Source organism: Robiginitalea sp., assembly GCF_982776155.1.
The window spans coordinates 395987-413258 of sequence record NZ_CEXZKX010000003.1 but is presented as its reverse complement, the minus strand read 5'-3'; the positions used below and the strand labels follow the sequence as shown (position 1 = coordinate 413258).

Below are 17272 nucleotides of genomic sequence, written 5' to 3'. Positions count from 1 at the left end.
ATGAAAAAGGTACTGGTAATCGATAATTACGACAGCTTCACTTACAACCTGGTCCACTATCTGGAAGACCTCGATTGCGAGGTACACGTGTGGCGGAACGACAAGTTCGACCTGGAGGATGCCGGGGCTTTTCACCATATTGTCCTGTCTCCCGGGCCGGGGATACCGGATGAGGCCGGGTTGCTCAAGCCGCTCATCGAGAAATATGCCCCCACCCGGCGTATTTTCGGGGTCTGCCTCGGACAACAGGCTATTGCGGAGGTCTTCGGCGGCAAGCTCATTAACCTGGACCGGGTTTACCACGGGGTGGCCTCCCCTATCGATATTACGGTCCCGGACAGCTTGTATCGGGGCATGCCCGCCAGCATCGAGGTTGGCCGCTACCACTCCTGGGTGGTGGACCCGGACCTGCCCGATTCCCTGGAGGCAACCGCCTTTGACGGGAATGGGCAACTCATGTCGCTCCGGCACAAAACCTATGACGTGCGCGCCGTGCAATACCACCCGGAATCCGTGTTGACGCCCAGGGGCAAAGATATCCTCTCCAACTGGTTAAATTCTGAAGCATGAAAGAGACACTGAACAAACTCATCGAACACCGGATGCTGGAGCGGGCCGAAGCCCGCCAGGTCCTTGTGGACATTGCCGGGGGGCAGTATAACACAAGCCAGATTGCAGCCTTCCTGACCGTGTTTATGATGCGGAGCATCCGCACGGAAGAACTCGAAGGTTTCCGGGACGCCCTCCTGGAACTCTGCCATAAGGTCGACCTGGGCGGACATGAGCCCATCGACCTCTGCGGCACCGGGGGGGACGGCAAGAACACCTTCAACATCTCCACCCTGGCCTCCTTCGTAACGGCAGGTGCCGGGATTCCGGTGGCCAAACACGGGAATTACGGGGTGTCCTCCCAATGCGGCAGCAGCAACGTCCTGGAATTTTTGGGCGTGCGCTTCAGCAACGAGCAGGACTTCTTAAGGCGTTGCCTGGACCGGGCGGGGATCTGTATCCTCCACGCCCCGCTTTTCCACCCGGCCATGAAAAACGTGGCACCCATCCGGAGGGAACTCGGGGTGAAGACCTTTTTCAATATGCTGGGGCCCATGGTCAACCCGGCATTCCCGAAATACCAGATGGTTGGGGTGTTTAACCTGGAACTCGCCCGGATGTACGGCTACCTGTACCAGAATACGGACAGGACGTTCAGCATCCTGCACGCCCTGGATGGGTATGACGAGATTTCCCTGACGGGCCCGGCCAAGGTAATCCGCAACGAAAGCGAGGAATTGCTCTACCCGGAAGACCTCGGGCTGCGGGCCCTGGAGGCGGAGTCCATTTACGGGGGGGAGAGCATCGAAGAGGCGGCAGGGATCTTCCTCCAGGTACTCCAGGGCCGTGGGAGCGAGGCACAACAATCCGTAGTCTGCGCCAACGCGGCAGTCGCGATTTCCACGGTGGAGGGCGGATCGATGGCCGCCGCCTACGAGAAAGCCACAGAATCCCTCAAGAGCGGGAAAGCCCTTGAAGCCCTGAGGGAATTACAGGAACTAAGCCGGATTGCGCCATGAATATCCTGGACCGAATTGCAGCGACCAAGCGGGAGGAAATTGCCCTGAAACAACAGGTGGTGCCCGAAGCCCGGCTTCGGGATTCCGCCCTGATGCAGCGGGAACCGGCTTCCATGAAAGCCTCCCTCTCCGCCCGGAGTTACGGTATCATCGCCGAGCACAAGCGCAGGTCGCCCTCCCGTGCGGTAATCAACCAGGCGCTCACCGTCCAGCAGGTGGTCCGGGGCTATACGGCAGGAGGAGCCGGTGCGGTTTCCGTACTGACGGACGGGACCTATTTCGGCGGGTCCCTGGAAGACCTGTTGCTGGCCCGGGCCGTAACGGACCTGCCCCTGCTTCGCAAGGAATTTATCCTGGAGCCCTACCAGGTACTCGAGGCGCGGGCCCACGGAGCAGATGCCATCCTGTTGATAGCCGCCCTGCTGGAACCCGGCCAAATCGAAGCCCTCGCCGGCCAGGCGCAGGAACTGGGCATGGAGGTCCTCCTCGAGGTACACGACCGGGAGGAACTGGACAAATCCCCCCTGGGCTCGGCCGATATGATCGGGGTCAACAACCGCAACCTGAAAACCTTTGAAGTAGACCTGGCCACCAGCCACAGCCTGGCGGGCCTCATCCCGGACACGGCCCTGCGCATTACCGAAAGCGGCCTGGGGAAGCCCGGGGAGCTGCGGGAGCTGCGGGATTCCGGTTACCGGGGGTTTTTGATGGGGGAATCTTTCATGAAACAGGACGACCCGGGCAAGGCACTTAAAGCATTTCTCAAAACCCTGGAAGCATGAAACTCAAAGTCTGCGGCATGAAGGAGAATACCGGCGAAATCGCCCGGCTGGAACCCGATTACCTGGGATTCATTTTCTGGAAGGGATCGTCCCGGTATTACGACGGGGAACCTCCCGGTACGGCGGCTAAAAGCCCCAGGCGCGTGGGGGTGTTCGTCGATGCAGACCCGTCCGATATCCTGCAGCGTACCCGCGATTTTGACCTGACATACATCCAGTTGCACGGCTCGGAAACCCCCGGGTACTGCAGCAGGCTGAACGCATATCTGAAAGACGCATTGGCCCACCCTCCTGGTCTGATCAAGGCCTTTGCCGTGGGGGTCGATTTTGACTTCAAACCCCTGGAGGCGTACCGCCCGAGCTGCGAATATTTCCTTTTCGACAGCCGCGGACCGCTGCCGGGAGGCAATGGCACGGGCTTTAACTGGGAAATCCTCCGGGGTTATCCGTACGACACCCCGTTTTTCCTGAGCGGCGGCATCGGACCGGATTCCCTGGAAGCGCTTGAGGCGTTCGCCGCATCTGCTGCCGGTGCGCATTGCCATGCCATTGATGTAAATAGTAAATTTGAAATCGCCCCGGGAAAAAAAGATGCAGGGAAAATTCAGCGATTTATGGCGGCCAGCCCGTGGCTTTGGCAAGGCAGCGCCGGACAGTGAAAACAACGGCCAGTTGCCTTCTCGCAAATGGCAAACAAAATTGCAAGAAATTGGAAACAAGTAAATACAAAGTAGATGCACAAGGGTTTTACGGGGAGTTTGGCGGCGCCTTTATCCCCGAGATGCTCTACCCGAATGTGGAAGAATTACGGGAGAATTACCTGCCCATCATCGAATCGGAGGAATTTCAGTCCGAATTCCGGAAGCTGCTTCGGGACTACGTGGGAAGGCCTACCCCCCTCTACCTGGCCCGTCGTCTCTCCAGCGCGTACAAAGCCCGGATCTACCTCAAGCGGGAAGACCTTTGCCACACCGGGGCCCATAAAGTAAACAACACCATCGGACAGATCCTGCTGGCAAAAAAACTGGGAAAAAAACGGATCATTGCGGAAACCGGGGCCGGCCAGCACGGCGTGGCGACGGCTACCGTCTGCGCCCTGATGGGGCTGCCCTGCGTGGTCTATATGGGCGAAGTGGATATTGCCCGGCAGGCGCCCAACGTAGCCCGGATGAAACTGCTGGGGGCCGAGGTACGGCCGGCTCGATCGGGAAGCCGCACCCTCAAGGACGCCACCAATGAAGCCATTCGGGATTGGATCAACAACCCTGTGGATACGCATTACATCATCGGGTCCGTAGTGGGGCCGCACCCCTACCCGGATATGGTAACCCGCCTGCAGGCAGTCATCTCGGAGGAAATACAATCTCAATTGCAGGGGGCCGAGGGACGCCCGGACCCGGATTACCTGATTGCCTGTGTAGGCGGCGGCAGCAATGCGGCTGGCACCTATTACCATTACCTGGACAGGGAGCACGTCCGGATCATTGCAGCAGAAGCAGCCGGGAAGGGGGTGGAAACGGGCGAAAGCGCCGCTACATCCGCCCTGGGCCGGCCTGGCATCATCCACGCGAGCAAGACTTTGCTAATGCAGACGGACGACGGCCAGATTACCGAACCCTATTCCATCTCGGCAGGCCTGGATTACCCGGGTGTGGGCCCCCTCCATGCCCACCTCTTCCAAACCGGACGGGCCCGCTTTATCCCCGTCACCGACGACCAGGCCATGGAAGCCGGTCGTGAACTCGCCCGGCTGGAAGGCATCATCCCGGCAATCGAAACCTCCCATGCCCTGGCAGTCCTCTCCCAGGGCGCTGTCCCGGAAGGATCCCTGGTAGTGATCAACCTCTCCGGAAGGGGTGACAAAGACCTGCAAACATATATCGACCATTTTAAGCTCGCCTAATACCCCCTACATGAAAACCGCATTACCACCCGTATCCGACAGGCTGAAAAGCACCCTGGAAAAACCGGGGAAACTCGTCTCAATCTATTTTACGGCCGGATACCCCGAGCTCGGGGATACCGTCCCGATCCTGCGGGAATTGCAGGCAGCCGGGGCCGATATCGTCGAAATCGGGCTGCCATTCAGCGACCCGCTGGCGGATGGGCCCACCATACAGGAAAGCTCCACGGCAGCTTTAAAAAACGGCATGCACACGGCCCGCCTGTTTGAACAGCTGCGGGGTATCCGGGAAGAAATCCACATCCCGTTGATCCTGATGGGATATTTCAACCCGGTGCTGCAATTCGGGGTGGAGGCGTTTTGCCAAAAATGCCAGGAGGTGGGTATCGACGGGTTGATTTTGCCGGACCTGCCCCTGGAGATCTACCAACGGGATTACCAGCCTTACTTTGAAGCCGCCGGTTTGAGCATGGTGTTTCTGATCAGCCCGCAGACCTCTGAAAAACGGATCCGTCAAATCGACGCGGCTTCCGGCAGTTTCATCTATATGGTGAGCTCGGCGAGCACCACCGGGGTCCAGGACAGTTTCGGCTCGGGGCAACAAGCCTATTTTAACCGGATTGCCGGCATGAACCTCAGCTGCCCGCAATTGGTGGGCTTCGGTATCAGCGACGCCGGGAGTTTCCGGGCTGCCACGCAAAAGGCAAAAGGCGCGATCATCGGATCGGCATTTATCCGGCTCCTCACCGAGAAGGGGATTCCGGGTATCCGCGATTTTGTGAAAGGGTTGAGGGGGTAACCGGGATCTTCGGACAACCCGGGCGGAATGGGTGGTCCAAACGTGCGGTTATTTGTCGCACTTGTGGTAAATTGAACCCGCCATACCCTTAAAACGCCAAATCATGAAATTCCGCCTGCTCCTCCTGCTGATCCTGTTCCAGTTTTCCGTCCGCGGACAGGACGAAGCCCTGCTGAAAACCCAGGTACGGCATACCATCGACGAACTCGTCCAGTTCATCGCCATTCCGAACGACGCCCTGGAACACGCCGATATCAACCGGAACCTCACCTGGCTTACCCGGGCGTTTTCCGAGCGGGGTTTCAACACGAGCATCCTCCCCACCGAAGAAGAGTCCCTGTTCTTTGCCGCCCTGCCCATGGAAGACGGCAAACCCACCCTGCTCTGGTACATGCATTTTGACGGGCAATCCGTGGACCCTTCCCAATGGGACCAGCCGGACCCCTACAAGGTGGTGCTCAAGGCGCCTTCGGGGGAGGGGTGGGAAACCCGGCCGATGAGCGAACTCAGCGACGACATCCCCTACGACTGGCGCCTGTTCGGGCGTTCCGTATCGGATGACAAGGGCCCGATTATCATGATGCTCAACGCCATCGACCTGTTGAAAAAACAGGGAACCTCCCTGCCCTACAACATCAAGGTCATCCTGGACGGGCAGGAGGAGCGCAGCAGCAAGCCCCTGCCCAAAGCAGTGGAAACATACCGGGAACTCCTGCAGGCCGATTACCTGCTGATTGCGGACGGCCCGGTCCACTACTCGGGCAACCCCACCGTGGTATATGGCTGCAGGGGAATAACCACGATGACCCTGACCACCTACGGCCCGGTGCTCCCGCAACACAGCGGCCATTACGGCAATTATGCCCCGAACCCGAATTTCCAGCTGGCGGAGATCCTGGCGAGCATGAAAGACCGGGAAGGACGGGTACTGATCCCGGGATATTACGACGGCATCAGCCTGAGTGAGGCTGAAATGGATATCCTCCGATCCGTCCCGGACGAGGCCTCATTGATCAATGGGAACCTCCAGGTCGCCGAACCGGACCAGGTGGGCAGCTTTTACCAGGAAGCCCTGCAATATCCCTCCCTGAACGTTCGCGGCATGGGCTCCGGATGGATCGGATCCGGGGCGCGAACCATCGTACCTGCCACTGCCACAGCCGAAATTGACATTCGCCTGGTCCCTGAAACGGACGGGAAACGGATGAAAAAGCTGGTCAGGGACCACATTGCCAGCCTGGGATACCGGATAACGGAACAGGAGCCGGATGCCGGGATGCGCACTACCCAATCCCATTGGGTGCGGGTTACAGAAAGTGAAGTCACTGATGCGTTCCGCACCCCCCTGGACAACCCCTTCGGGATGCACCTGGTCTCCCTGCTGGGGGAAACCTTTGAAAAACCGGTGGTTCAGATCCGAATTGCAGGGGGTACCGTCCCGATCGCCCCGTTTGTCAACGCCCTGGATATCCCGGCCTTCCTCCTGCCCCTGGTCAATCCGGACAACAATCAGCACAGCCCCAATGAAAATCTGGAAATCGGACAGATCGCTTACGGACTCCGGGTTTTTGAAGTGATCCTCAGCACGCCGCCTCCCGGGGGATTTTAGCAGTTTTTAACGGTTTTTCTCAACCTAATTACCTATATTAAAGATAGTTAACTAGAAAAAAGAGAAAGACCATGAGTGATAGAAGAAAGTTTAAGAGAAAGAAAGAACAACACAACCCGGCCAATCCCACGGGAAATACAAATATCGACACAAATACCTTTGATATAGACGAATCCACCATCAAGGATCAACAGAACAAGAGCTGAGCGGTTAACCTGCCGCCCGGCGAACCATGAAAAAACCGGAGTTTCTCGCGAAACTCCGGTTTTTTATTTGCATCCCGGTACCGGAAAACCGTTAAATCGGCGTGTCCCTGTGTCAGGCTGAGTTCCGGCTCGCATTGATATTGCCGTAGAGGGAGCGGGTCACGATCTTTTCGTAGAGTTCCTTCCGGTCCGTGCCCTCGGCAATTCGATGCAGGGCGTATTGTTGGATAACCAAAAGGGGCAGCACAATGTTCTCGCGAATTTTCACGGACTCCCGGGAAACCGACTCATTTTCCATCAGGACTTTGTAGCCGGAGAGCTGCAGGAGCATCTGTTTTGAGAGCTTATACTCCCGGTACAGCATCTCCCAGAACCCCTTATAAACCTCGTCCTCCTTCATATAGCTGGTGAGTTCAAAATAACATTTGGTGAGACTCATCATGCTGTTGAGCATCAGGGCCCGGAAGAAAGCAACCTCCTTATACATCTTCTTGAGTTCGGGCATCCGCCCCTCGTCCTTGAGTTGTTTCAGGGCCGTCCCAATGCCATAGTAGCCGGGGACATTCTGCTTGAGCTGGCTCCAGGAACCGACAAACGAAATGGCCCGCAGGTCGGAGAATTCCAGCTTCGCTTTATTGCCCCGTTTCCCGGGGCGGCTGCCGATATTGGCGTTTGAATAATATTTCAGCGTGCTCCGATTTTCCAGGTAAGGCAGGAAGAGCTCGTGCTGCTTGAGGGCATTGTATTTTTCAAAACTCAGCTCGGACAGGGTTTCGAGCAAGTCCCGCTGGGATTTGTCGATGACGTTCTCCTTGCCGAAGATTGTGTTTGAAAGGCCTGCAGTCAGCAGCTGTTCGCTGTTATGCATAAACAATTCCTTGGTGCCGAAGGTACTGGTAATAGTCTGCCCCTGTACGGTCAGCTGGATTTCGTGGTTGGCGATGGCCTTGGTCTGGGCTGCATAAAACCGGTGGGTTTTGCCGCCGCCCCGGGCGGGCGGGCCGCCGCGGCCGTCGAAGAATATCGCCTTGATCTTGTTGCGCCGGCAAACACGGGAAAGGGTTTCCTTGGTTTTGAATATCGACCAGTTGGCCTTCAGGTACCCCCCGTCTTTGGTCCCGTCCGAAAACCCGAGCATAATGGTCTGCAGGTCCCGCCGCTGGGCCACATGGGCCCGGTATTCCGGCAGGTCGAACAGGGTTTGCATCACGGATTCCGCCTCGGCCATCCCCTTCATGGTCTCAAAGAGCGGGATGATATCGAAGGTCAGGTCCCGGTTTTTCCAACCGGACCAGCGCAACAGCCCGAACACAAAGAGGACGGAGAAGATATCCTCCGAGTTGCTGATGATATACCGGTTACAGCCGTCTTCCCCGTTTTTGCGCTGGATCTCCTCGAGCTGTGCCATATTGACCAGCGTATCCTTCACGATGGGGTCGTCATAGGCCGACGGGTCGAGTTCCAGGGATTCCCGGGTCAGCAACTCCACCAGGCGCTCCTCCGGTAATTCGTCCAGGGATTCTTTAATGAGGCCATGGTGCCGGAGCACCGTCTCCACCACCTGGTAGTGCTTGCTGTGATCCTGGCGGATATCCAACGTGGCGAAGTGCGTTTTAAACAATCGCACCTTGTCGATAAAATGGTCGAGTTCCTTCAGGTAAAGCCCGTAGTAGTCCCGTACGAGGATTTCCCGGATTTCCCTCAGGGTTTCGATCATCTCCTCATAAGACAGGGTTTTACTCGTATCGAACATGGCCACATAGGCCTTGCCCCGCAATTGCTGCATTTGTTCCTGTACCCCGCGGAACGAGATGCGCTTCTGCAGGGTTTTCAGGTCGTTGTAATAACATTTCATCAGGGTGGTGCGGAGTTCGTCGGCCACGTCCATGGTGATATCCGCGGTGACATAGGGGTTCCCGTCCCGGTCGCCGCCCGGCCAGAAGCCCAGCTTGATGATGTCCGGGTTGTCGTACGCGTCGTTTTCGATACTCCCCTTGATATACGCATAGAGGTCTCCGACTGCCTGGTAGTAAACATGGCGAAGCGTATAGATGATGTTTTTGGCCTCGTCCAGGGGAGTCGGCTTTTTACTGTTGATCAGGGAGGTAAGGCCCAGCTGCTGGAGGGTCACGTCGATCTCGTCGATCTTGTTCTCCAGAATCAGCGTGCGGAGCTCGGCGATGATGTCCAGTACGGCCGGCGTGTAAAACTGCGTCGGGTGGGCCGTCAGGACGATACGGGCGCTGAAGGATTCCAGCTTTTTAGACACCTTGTCCCAGCGCTTGTTCTTTTTGGCCAGCTGGAAATAGTCGCGGATGGACAGGGAATCCGTGTGCACGTGGAGCCTGGGGAAAGCGGCATCCTCCACGCTGTCGTAGAGCACCACCTGGCGTTCCACGTACTGGATTATCCGAAACATCAGGTCGATGCGCTCCTTCTCGTCTGTCGCCTGGGTAAAATTCTCAAAGAAATCGTCGAGGATTTCCGTCGGGTTCTTCCCCGATTTGAGCCCGCGATCACATTGCTGAAACAAAAGTGGGATATAGATGCCCACATTTTCCCCTTCCGTATAGGGCAGGTTCAGGAAGAGGCTGTTATAGATGTTAAATTTATTGCGTACGGATTTTTTGAATTCTTTCAGTCGTTCGACCTGGCTCATAGTAATTTCTCTGATTAATTCCCGGCCTGCCGATGGCTTCGATGCCGCCGGCAGATACCGTAAAGTTCCTGAATTGGCCGGGATATTCAAGGCATTCCCGGCCCGAATAACAAAATATGGCAACACGTACACAAAACCAACAAAATCCGCTAGAAAAACGGTTCGTATTGCTCCACCCTGAAGTCCAGGGTGGTATAGGCAGGATCGGCCGCTTTTCGCGACTTGTACGCCGGCATGCTGCCTACGGCCCGGTTGGCAGAACCGGAAGGCGCAGTAAGGGAAACCGTCCGGATTTCCCGGTTGGAACCGCCCTTACCGGGCAGGACGAACCGGTGGATACGGGGAACCTGGTCCACCACCGAACTGAGCCTGAGCCCCGAATCGGCCAGGTGCCTGCGGAAGAGGTATTCCGGGCCATTCTTGCTGTTGCCACCCGTAAAGAGGAGGGTATCCACCGACGGGAATTGCCGCAGCAGTCCGGTCAGGTCGCGCAGCCGGATCTCCCGCATCCCGGTGTCCGAGGCATCCACCTTTTCCCGGCGGGCACGGTCTACAATATCGCAAATGCCAATGCCGCGGGCCATCAAAAAGCGCTTTCTCTGGTCGATAGCCTCTGCCGTATTCTCGAATTTTAGGCCCAGGTTAAAAATCCGATCCAGGATGGGCCAGAGCTGGCCGTCGCGGCTGCCGTAGCAAAAATCCACATCCCCCGGCAGCAATTCCCCGGTGGTAAACCGCGGCGGCGGCAGCGTACCCACTACCCAGCGCGTGGCTCGCTCAAATACAAAAGGCGGGTATGGATGGACGTGCTCAAACATGTTCCGGGGATTTACCTTCAGCCGGGCATTCTTCATTGGGGGGCAGCCGGCATTCTTCATTGGGGGGCAGCCGGGCATTCTTCATTGGGGGGCAGCCGGGCATTCTTCCTTTGGGGGCAGCCGGCATTCTTCCTTTGGGGCGTATTATTTCAGCCGCCAATTTCCTTAAGCGAGATCGCGTTGCCCCGCTTGACGGTTCCTCTCAAATTGCCTAAATTAGTAGGAACAAACTACGCGACAATGGGCAAGGGAGACAAAAAGACGAAAAGGGGTAAAATCGCCAACAAATCCTTTGGCGCCAGGCGCCCCCGTAAAATCCGGAAAAAAACTCCGGTAGAGGAAAAAATCAATATCAAGGGCAAATCCTGACAGCGGGTTCGCAGGGGGCTCCTCCGGGATGCTTCCCAGGCCTGAGCCTGCGCCGGTACGACGGTACCGGGCCCTCCTTTCATCGCACAAAAACGGGCTGGTCTTCCCGCAGGGTGTGTTCCTTGCTGTACTGGTAATCGTCGTAATCGAATCCCAGCAATCCTTCCGGCCGGTCGATCCCCTGATCCAGGATGTACCGCACCATGGAACCCCGCGCCTTTTTGGCAAAGAAACTGATGATCCGGAGCTTGTCCTTGCTCCAATCCTTAAAAACCGGGGTTACCACCGGGGCTTTGAGGTTCTTGCTGTCCAGGGCGCTGAAATACTCCTTACTCGCCAGGTTGACCAGTACATCCCCCTCCGCCATTTCCGAATTTAACTGGTCGGTGAGTTTTTTCTTCCAGAACTCATACAGGTTCTTTTTCCTCCCCAACCGCAATTGGGTGCCCATCTCCAGGCGATACGGCTGGATCAGGTCCAGCGGACGGAGCAGGCCGTAGAGACCGGAGAGAATCCGGAGCTTCTCCTGGAGGGCGTCCAATTGACCGGGTTCCAGCGTGTAGGCGTCGAGTCCCTGGTAGACGTCCCCGTTGAACGCGAATACCGCCGGGCGTGCATTCCCGGGTGTAAACGGGAGGGAAAATTCCTGGTTGCGGGTCCAATTCAATTCGGAGAGTTCCTGGGATATGTCCATCAGGCGCGCCAGGGAGCGCGGTTTTTTCTTGGCCAGCACTTTATTGATCCGGGCGGCTTCCTCGGTAAACCGGGGTTGCGAATACCGCTCCGTGGGCAGCCCGGTTTCAAAATCCAGGGATTTGGCCGGGGACAGGACAATTTTCATAGCGTTCAGTTTTGGGGGTTAAAAATACAAAGCAGAGGTGAAATGGGTAAGCGCGTACCAGGGATGTTGTTTATACCGCCATCGCCTGCTTCTATTCCAGGCGGTGCTTTGCGTAGTCCCGCCATTTGATAATACAGGCCGCCATATCTTCAGGCACCGGGGCCTCAAAATCCAGCTCCTTCCCGCTCAGCGGGTGGGTAAAGCCAAGGGTCCTGGCATGTAGGGCCTGACGGGGCAGGATCTTGAAGGCGTTCTCCACAAACTGTTTGTACTTGGTAAAAGAAGTCCCCTTGAGGATGCGGTCGCCCCCATAGCGGGAGTCGTTGAAGATTGTATGGCCAATGTGCTGCATATGGACGCGGATCTGGTGGGTCCGTCCGGTTTCCAGCCTGCAGGAAACCAGGGTGACATACCCCAGGCGTTCCTCAACCCGGTAATGCGTCACGGCCTCCTTGCCCTGGGAGCCGTCCGGGAACACCTGCATCTGCAGCCGGTTTTTCGGGTTCCTGCCGATAGGCCCCTCCACGGTGCCCGAATCGTCGGCAACATTCCCCCAGACCAGGGCCAGGTACTCCCTCCGGGTGGTCTTGTCGAAAAATTGCCGGGCCAGGTTGGCCATGGCGGCTTCCGTCTTGGCAATGACCAGCAGGCCGGAGGTCTCCTTGTCGATGCGGTGGACGAGGCCCGGGCGATTATCCGAATTTAACGGAAGCTGGTCCAGGTGGTGGACCAGGGCATTGACCAGGGTACCGGTATAATTTCCGTGGCCCGGGTGGACCACCATCCCGGCTGGCTTGTTTACCACCAGCAGCACCTCGTCCTCATAGACGATATCCAGCGGGATGTCCTCGGGCAACAAGAGGTTCTCGTAAGGCGGGTGTTCGAACAAAACGCGGATCGTATCCCCGGGTTTGACGCGGTAATTTTGTTTGATCACCTGTTCGTTGGCCCGGATATTGCCGTCCCGGGCCGCCTGCTGGATCTTGTTGCGGGTGGCGTTCCGGATGCGGGTCATCAGGAATTTGTCTACCCGGAGGGGTTTCTGGCCCGTATCCGCGGTAAAGCTGTAATGCTCAAATAATTCGTCTTCTTCCGGGTCTTCCTGTTGGGAGTGCGCTGCCATGCTCAATCGGATTCCGATTGGATCCGGGCCTGATCCGGGATATTCCCGTTGCCGCAGATCAGTTCTACCCGGGAGGTTTTCGGTAGTTTGTCGCCCGGGTTGATGTATTTGCCGTCGTGCCGGATGCGATAGACCATATCCTTGCCCAGTTCGTCGATGTAGGTGACGCGTTCCACCTCCAGGCCAACGGCCCGCAACATGGACTCCGCATTGCGTTGGGTTACCTGGATGATGTCCGGGACGCTGACTTTCTTGTATCCCGACGGGTTCACCGTCACGTAGATTTTCCGGTTCTCCTTGACGCGGTTGCCCGCCGGCGGGTTTTGCTCGATAATCGAAAACCGCGGGTACTCCGGGTCAAAATTGGCAGAGTCCACCACCTCGTAACGCAACCCGGCTGCCTCTACCGCCTGGCGCATCTCGGGAACGGACATCCGCCCCAGGTCGGGTACCTGCACAAACTCCCCGTGGCGGGTAGTGCTCTCGAGCCACTGCAGCGTCACAAAGGAAATCACCACGACCGCCACCAGGGCGAGTGCCAGGTTGATCAAAAATACCCGGGAGCGTAGAAAATTCAGGAAGTTGCGCATACGGTTCTTATTAACCCCACAAATATAGGAAACCCGCCTGTTTTTTAATTAAATTGGGCCGGTCTTACGATCAATTTAACGCAATCCACAGCATGGGATCCACCAAAAAAATTGCCGTGATCATGGGCGGCTATTCCAGCGAATACGAAATTTCCCTGAAAAGCGGGGAGGTTGTCTGCAAGTGGCTGGACCGCGATCAATACGACCCGTACCGCATCCTGATCCGCCGCGATAAATGGGTGATGCTGGGGGATTCCGGCCGGGAATACCCCGTCAGCCGGCACGACTTCAGCGTCGAACTGGAGGACGGCACACTCCGGTTCGACTGCGTCTTTAATGCCATACACGGTACCCCGGGGGAAAACGGTCTGATGCAGGCCTATTTTGAATTGATCGGCATGCCCCAGACTTCCTGCGGTTTTTACCAGGCGGCGGTTACCTTTAATAAACGCGACCTGCTGGGTATCCTGAAATCCGCCGGGGTGGCGGCTGCCCGGTCCTACCACCTGGACAGGGGCCAGGAGCTCAACCAGCAGGCCATCCTGGATGCGGTGGGCCTGCCGTGTTTTGTAAAGGCCAACCGGGCGGGCAGCAGTTTCGGGGTGAGCCTGGTTCGGGAAGCCTCCGGCCTGCAGGCCGCTGTTGAAAGCGCCCTGAAGGAAGACGACGAAATCCTGATCGAAGCAGCCCTCCAGGGCACCGAGGTCTCCGTGGGGGTGATCCGCTACCAGGGGGCCACCCGCGTACTGCCCATCACCGAAATCGTTTCGGAAAACGATTTCTTCGACTACCAGGCCAAATACGAAGGCAAGTCGCGGGAAATTACCCCGGCACGGATCCCGGAAGACACTGCAGAAAAAGTTCGGGAGCTCGCGGCGCGGATCTACGACCGGCTCCGGATGACCGGGTACAGCCGCTCGGAGTTTATCCTGGTGGATGGGGAGCCCCACTTGCTCGAAGTAAACACCACCCCCGGGCTTACCGAGGCGAGCATCCTGCCCCAGCAGGCCGCCTGTGCCGGCATCTCGCTTACCGAACTGTTCGGGAGCGCCATTGCGGACGCTTTGGACAAAAATGGTTAGCTTTAAACAACCAAACTGCAAACCGGCATGAAACGCGCTGTCTTTCCGGGGTCCTTTGACCCGATCACCCTGGGGCATTACGACATTATCCAACGGGGCGTCTCCCTTTTTGACGAGTTGATCATCGCCATTGGGGAGAATGCTGAAAAATCCTATATGTTCGGACTCGAACAGCGCATGGATTTTATCCGGGAGGCGTTCCGCGATACGCCGGCCATCAGCGTACAATCCTACAGCGGGCTCACCGTGGACTTTTGCCGGAAGGTAGACGCCGGGTTCATCCTTCGCGGCCTGCGAAATCCGGCCGATTTTGAGTTTGAGAAAGCCATCGCCCATACCAACCGGAAGCTTTCGGAGATCGAAACCGTTTTTTTGCTCACCTCTTCCGGAAAATCCTATATCAGTTCGTCCATTGTCCGGGATGTCATCCGCAATGGCGGTGACTATACCGGGCTCGTACCGGATACTGTAAGATTCTGACGCCCGGCACCTGTGCAAATCCTGATACCGGGTCCGGTCGAACCTGAAACACGGGCCGGATCCCAGGAATACAGGGACGTCCAACCCCATAAATAGACCGCCTCACCACGAATTGGGGGCAGTTCACAACAATACTTGCACATATAATAGGAATCCCAGTATTTTCGTAGGAAATATCTGATGAGTTTTGAAGGAGACGCAAGTACACGCACAGAGTTTTCTGATTTCACAAATACCCAGCCCTACGGCATTCCTCAATCGGGACCTCGAAGTGGTCCACGCATCGGATACCTTTATCGAGACTTTTCATTTCGACAAAAAAAACCTGTTTGGACGTAGGATTTCCGAAGTCCTCCCCCAGGCCCCGGAACACCTGATCGGCGTCATGCAACGCTGCCTGAAGGGAACCGACGGCAAAAAAGGCATCGACCGCTTTGTGACCTCCGACAACGAGGAACACTGGTACGAGTCGAGCAATACGCCCTGGTACGACAAAAATGAAAACGTCATTGGCGTTATCCTTCAAATTACCAACATCACCGACCGGATCCAAAAGGAACTCCAGTACGAAAAAACGCAAATCCTTTTGGAAGCCAAGGCGGTGAATGCCCGCATCGGCAGCTGGGAATACAATGCCTTTACGGAGAAACTCTGCTGGTGCCCGATGACCCGCAAAATCCACGAGGTCCCGGACGACTACGAACCAACAATTGACGACGGCATTGAATTCTACAAGGAAGGCTATTCGCGAAATGCAATCTCCATGGCGGTATATAAGGCGATGGAAACCGGGCAACCCTGGAAGGAAAAGCTGAAAATCGTTTCCCGAACCGGAAAGGAACTCTGGGTAATCGCCACCGGGAAGCCGCTCTACAAGGACGACATCTATATCGGGCTGATCGGGACCATCCAGGACGTTACCGAAGCCAATATCTCCCACCAGCGGTCTACGGAGAGCGAAAACCTGCTGCGAACCGTGGTAGACAACCTCCCGCTTAACGTCTATATCAAGGACCTGGAATCCCGGAAAATCCTCGTAAACAAGGCGGAATGCGCCTACCTCGGGGTATCCGACGCGGATGAACTGCTCGGAAAATCAGACTTTGAACTCTACAACCGGCAAATTGCCCAGGAATCGCGGGACGAGGACCTCTTTGTTATGAACAACGGTACCCCTTTACTGGGTAAGGAGACGATTTCAGTCCGCAAGGACGGGAAAGTCACCCACTTCCTAAGTTCCAAGATCCCGCTTTTTGACGAAGACGGCGAGGTCTACGGCCTTCTGGGCCTCAGCATGGATATTTCCGACCTGAAACAAAAGGAATCCGAATTGCGGCAACTGATCGACGTTTCCTCCCAGCAGAATAAAAAGCTCGTGAATTTTGCGCACATCGTCTCCCATAACCTCCGGTCGCACAGCGCCAATTTTTCGATGCTGCTGGATTTCCTTTCCTCCGAACCCGACGGGGAGGAACGCAACCGGATCCTGGGCATGCTCAACAATGCTTCGGACAACCTGCTGGAGACCCTCGAAAACCTCAACGAGGTGATCGCCATCAATACAAATGTGCGGATGGAAAAGAAGGAGGTCCGCCTGTACCGGGCGGTACACGCTGCCCAACAGCACCTGTCGGAATTCCTGAAATCCCACAATGCCAAAGTATTCAACGAAATCCCGCCGGAGGCTGTCATGCGTGCAATCCCTACCTACCTGGACAGTATCCTGATCAATTTTATCACCAACGGGGTCAAATACCGGCACCCCGAACGGGTACCCGAAGTGCGTCTCTCCTATGAAAAATCCGGGGGGCAGGACGTCCTGGTGATTTCGGACAACGGACTGGGGATCGACCTGAAAAAATACGGGGACAAGTTATTCGGCATGTACAAGACATTCCACAACCACCCGGAAGCCCGGGGTATCGGTTTGTATATCACCAAAAACCAGGTGGAGGCCATGAACGGCCGGATCCAGACCAGCAGTACGGTCGGGGAGGGTACGATTTTTAAAATTTTCCTGGATGAACAAGGTTGACCAAATCTTTATTATCGACGACGATCCGATCACAGTTTTCGGGATCCGTAAAATGCTGATGGCCCTCGATGCGGCGGCAGCGATTGACTCATTTGCCAACGGGCAGCTGGCCCTGCAGAAAATTGAGGAATTGCTCGAACAGGGCGGCAACCTGCCCGACGTGGTTTTCCTGGACATCAACATGCCCATTATGGACGGCTGGCAATTTTTGGAGGCTTTTATCCAATTGCCCTGTCCGCGGCCCATCCGCATCAACATCGTCACTTCTTCCATCGACCCGAACGACCTGGATCGATTTGAAAACTTCAAGACGCGCACCAGCCATATCCTGGAATACCGGAACAAACCCATCCGCCTCAGCGACCTGGAGGAAATTACACGGGCCGCATAGGGAACGATATTTGACAC

Annotated in this window: 18 protein-coding genes; 13 read left to right on the top strand and 5 right to left on the bottom strand. The window is 56.5% G+C overall.

Going from position 1 to position 17272, the window contains the following annotated elements; all coding sequences use genetic code 11:
• From AC3DKS_RS07620 to AC3DKS_RS07585, 8 genes are all read left to right on the top strand, one after another.
• Positions 1-570 carry an anthranilate synthase component II gene (locus AC3DKS_RS07620; RefSeq protein WP_015755634.1) on the top strand — a complete coding sequence of 190 codons (570 nt, stop codon included), beginning with the start codon at positions 1-3 and terminating at the stop codon, positions 568-570.
• The gene (gene trpD / locus AC3DKS_RS07615) at positions 567-1568 is read left to right on the top strand and encodes an anthranilate phosphoribosyltransferase (RefSeq protein WP_272607456.1); all 1002 of its coding nucleotides are present in this window, start codon (positions 567-569) and stop codon (positions 1566-1568) included. The genes AC3DKS_RS07620 and trpD overlap by 4 nt, the downstream gene beginning before the upstream one ends.
• Positions 1565-2350: an indole-3-glycerol phosphate synthase TrpC gene (trpC, locus tag AC3DKS_RS07610; RefSeq protein WP_272607457.1), complete on the top strand. Its 786-nt coding sequence runs from the start codon at positions 1565-1567 to the stop codon at positions 2348-2350. The genes trpD and trpC overlap by 4 nt, the downstream gene beginning before the upstream one ends.
• Complete coding sequence (locus AC3DKS_RS07605; protein WP_272607458.1) at positions 2347-3009, top strand: phosphoribosylanthranilate isomerase; 663 nt, start codon at positions 2347-2349, stop codon at positions 3007-3009. The genes trpC and AC3DKS_RS07605 overlap by 4 nt, the downstream gene beginning before the upstream one ends.
• A gap of 50 nt (positions 3010-3059) precedes the next feature.
• The gene (trpB, locus tag AC3DKS_RS07600) at positions 3060-4253 is read left to right on the top strand and encodes a tryptophan synthase subunit beta (RefSeq protein ID WP_272607459.1); all 1194 of its coding nucleotides are present in this window, start codon (positions 3060-3062) and stop codon (positions 4251-4253) included.
• A 10-nt stretch (positions 4254-4263) separates the two neighbouring features.
• On the top strand, positions 4264-5052 hold the full coding sequence (gene trpA, locus AC3DKS_RS07595; RefSeq protein WP_272607460.1) for a tryptophan synthase subunit alpha: 789 nt from the start codon (positions 4264-4266) through the stop codon (positions 5050-5052).
• Positions 5053-5155: 103 nt separating this feature from the next.
• Positions 5156-6661 carry a M20/M25/M40 family metallo-hydrolase gene (locus AC3DKS_RS07590; protein ID WP_272607461.1) on the top strand — a complete coding sequence of 502 codons (1506 nt, stop codon included), beginning with the start codon at positions 5156-5158 and terminating at the stop codon, positions 6659-6661.
• A gap of 71 nt (positions 6662-6732) precedes the next feature.
• The gene (locus AC3DKS_RS07585) at positions 6733-6867 is read left to right on the top strand and encodes a hypothetical protein (RefSeq protein ID WP_015755641.1); all 135 of its coding nucleotides are present in this window, start codon (positions 6733-6735) and stop codon (positions 6865-6867) included.
• 112 nt (positions 6868-6979) lie between these two features.
• On the opposite strand, the gene AC3DKS_RS07580 is transcribed toward AC3DKS_RS07585, so the two are convergent.
• Positions 6980-9526 carry a phosphoenolpyruvate carboxylase gene (locus AC3DKS_RS07580; RefSeq protein ID WP_015755642.1) on the bottom strand — a complete coding sequence of 849 codons (2547 nt, stop codon included), beginning with the start codon at positions 9524-9526 and terminating at the stop codon, positions 6980-6982.
• A 149-nt stretch (positions 9527-9675) separates the two neighbouring features.
• Entirely contained in the window at positions 9676-10344 is a 669-nt protein-coding gene (locus tag AC3DKS_RS07575) for a uracil-DNA glycosylase family protein (protein ID WP_272607462.1), read from the bottom strand.
• A gap of 240 nt (positions 10345-10584) precedes the next feature.
• Here AC3DKS_RS07575 and AC3DKS_RS07570 point away from each other — a divergent pair, with 240 nt between their 5' ends.
• Positions 10585-10713, top strand: coding sequence for a 30S ribosomal protein THX (locus AC3DKS_RS07570; protein ID WP_015755644.1), 129 nt, complete (start codon positions 10585-10587; stop codon positions 10711-10713).
• Positions 10714-10792: 79 nt separating this feature from the next.
• Here the strand turns inward: AC3DKS_RS07570 and yaaA are convergent, their stop codons facing one another.
• The 3 genes from yaaA to AC3DKS_RS07555 form a co-directional block, all read right to left on the bottom strand.
• Complete coding sequence (yaaA, locus tag AC3DKS_RS07565) at positions 10793-11554, bottom strand: peroxide stress protein YaaA (RefSeq protein WP_015755645.1); 762 nt, start codon at positions 11552-11554, stop codon at positions 10793-10795.
• Positions 11555-11645: 91 nt separating this feature from the next.
• On the bottom strand, positions 11646-12677 hold the full coding sequence (locus AC3DKS_RS07560) for an RluA family pseudouridine synthase (RefSeq protein WP_015755646.1): 1032 nt from the start codon (positions 12675-12677) through the stop codon (positions 11646-11648).
• A gap of 2 nt (positions 12678-12679) precedes the next feature.
• Positions 12680-13267 carry a PASTA domain-containing protein gene (locus AC3DKS_RS07555; RefSeq protein ID WP_015755647.1) on the bottom strand — a complete coding sequence of 196 codons (588 nt, stop codon included), beginning with the start codon at positions 13265-13267 and terminating at the stop codon, positions 12680-12682.
• Between the two features lie 92 nt (positions 13268-13359).
• Between AC3DKS_RS07555 and AC3DKS_RS07550 the strand changes: the two genes are divergently transcribed.
• The 4 genes from AC3DKS_RS07550 (at position 13360) to AC3DKS_RS07535 (ending at position 17255) form a co-directional block, all read left to right on the top strand.
• The gene (locus AC3DKS_RS07550) at positions 13360-14349 is read left to right on the top strand and encodes a D-alanine--D-alanine ligase (protein ID WP_272607463.1); all 990 of its coding nucleotides are present in this window, start codon (positions 13360-13362) and stop codon (positions 14347-14349) included.
• A 27-nt stretch (positions 14350-14376) separates the two neighbouring features.
• Positions 14377-14829 (top strand): pantetheine-phosphate adenylyltransferase, encoded by a 453-nt coding sequence (gene coaD, locus AC3DKS_RS07545; RefSeq protein WP_015755649.1) that lies wholly within the window; start codon positions 14377-14379, stop codon positions 14827-14829.
• Positions 14830-15016: 187 nt separating this feature from the next.
• Positions 15017-16864 (top strand): PAS domain-containing sensor histidine kinase, encoded by a 1848-nt coding sequence (locus AC3DKS_RS07540; protein ID WP_474732456.1) that lies wholly within the window; start codon positions 15017-15019, stop codon positions 16862-16864.
• Positions 16851-17255 carry a response regulator gene (locus AC3DKS_RS07535; RefSeq protein ID WP_015755651.1) on the top strand — a complete coding sequence of 135 codons (405 nt, stop codon included), beginning with the start codon at positions 16851-16853 and terminating at the stop codon, positions 17253-17255. Before AC3DKS_RS07540 ends, AC3DKS_RS07535 begins: the two co-directional genes overlap by 14 nt.
• Positions 17256-17272: the final 17 nt, after the last annotated feature.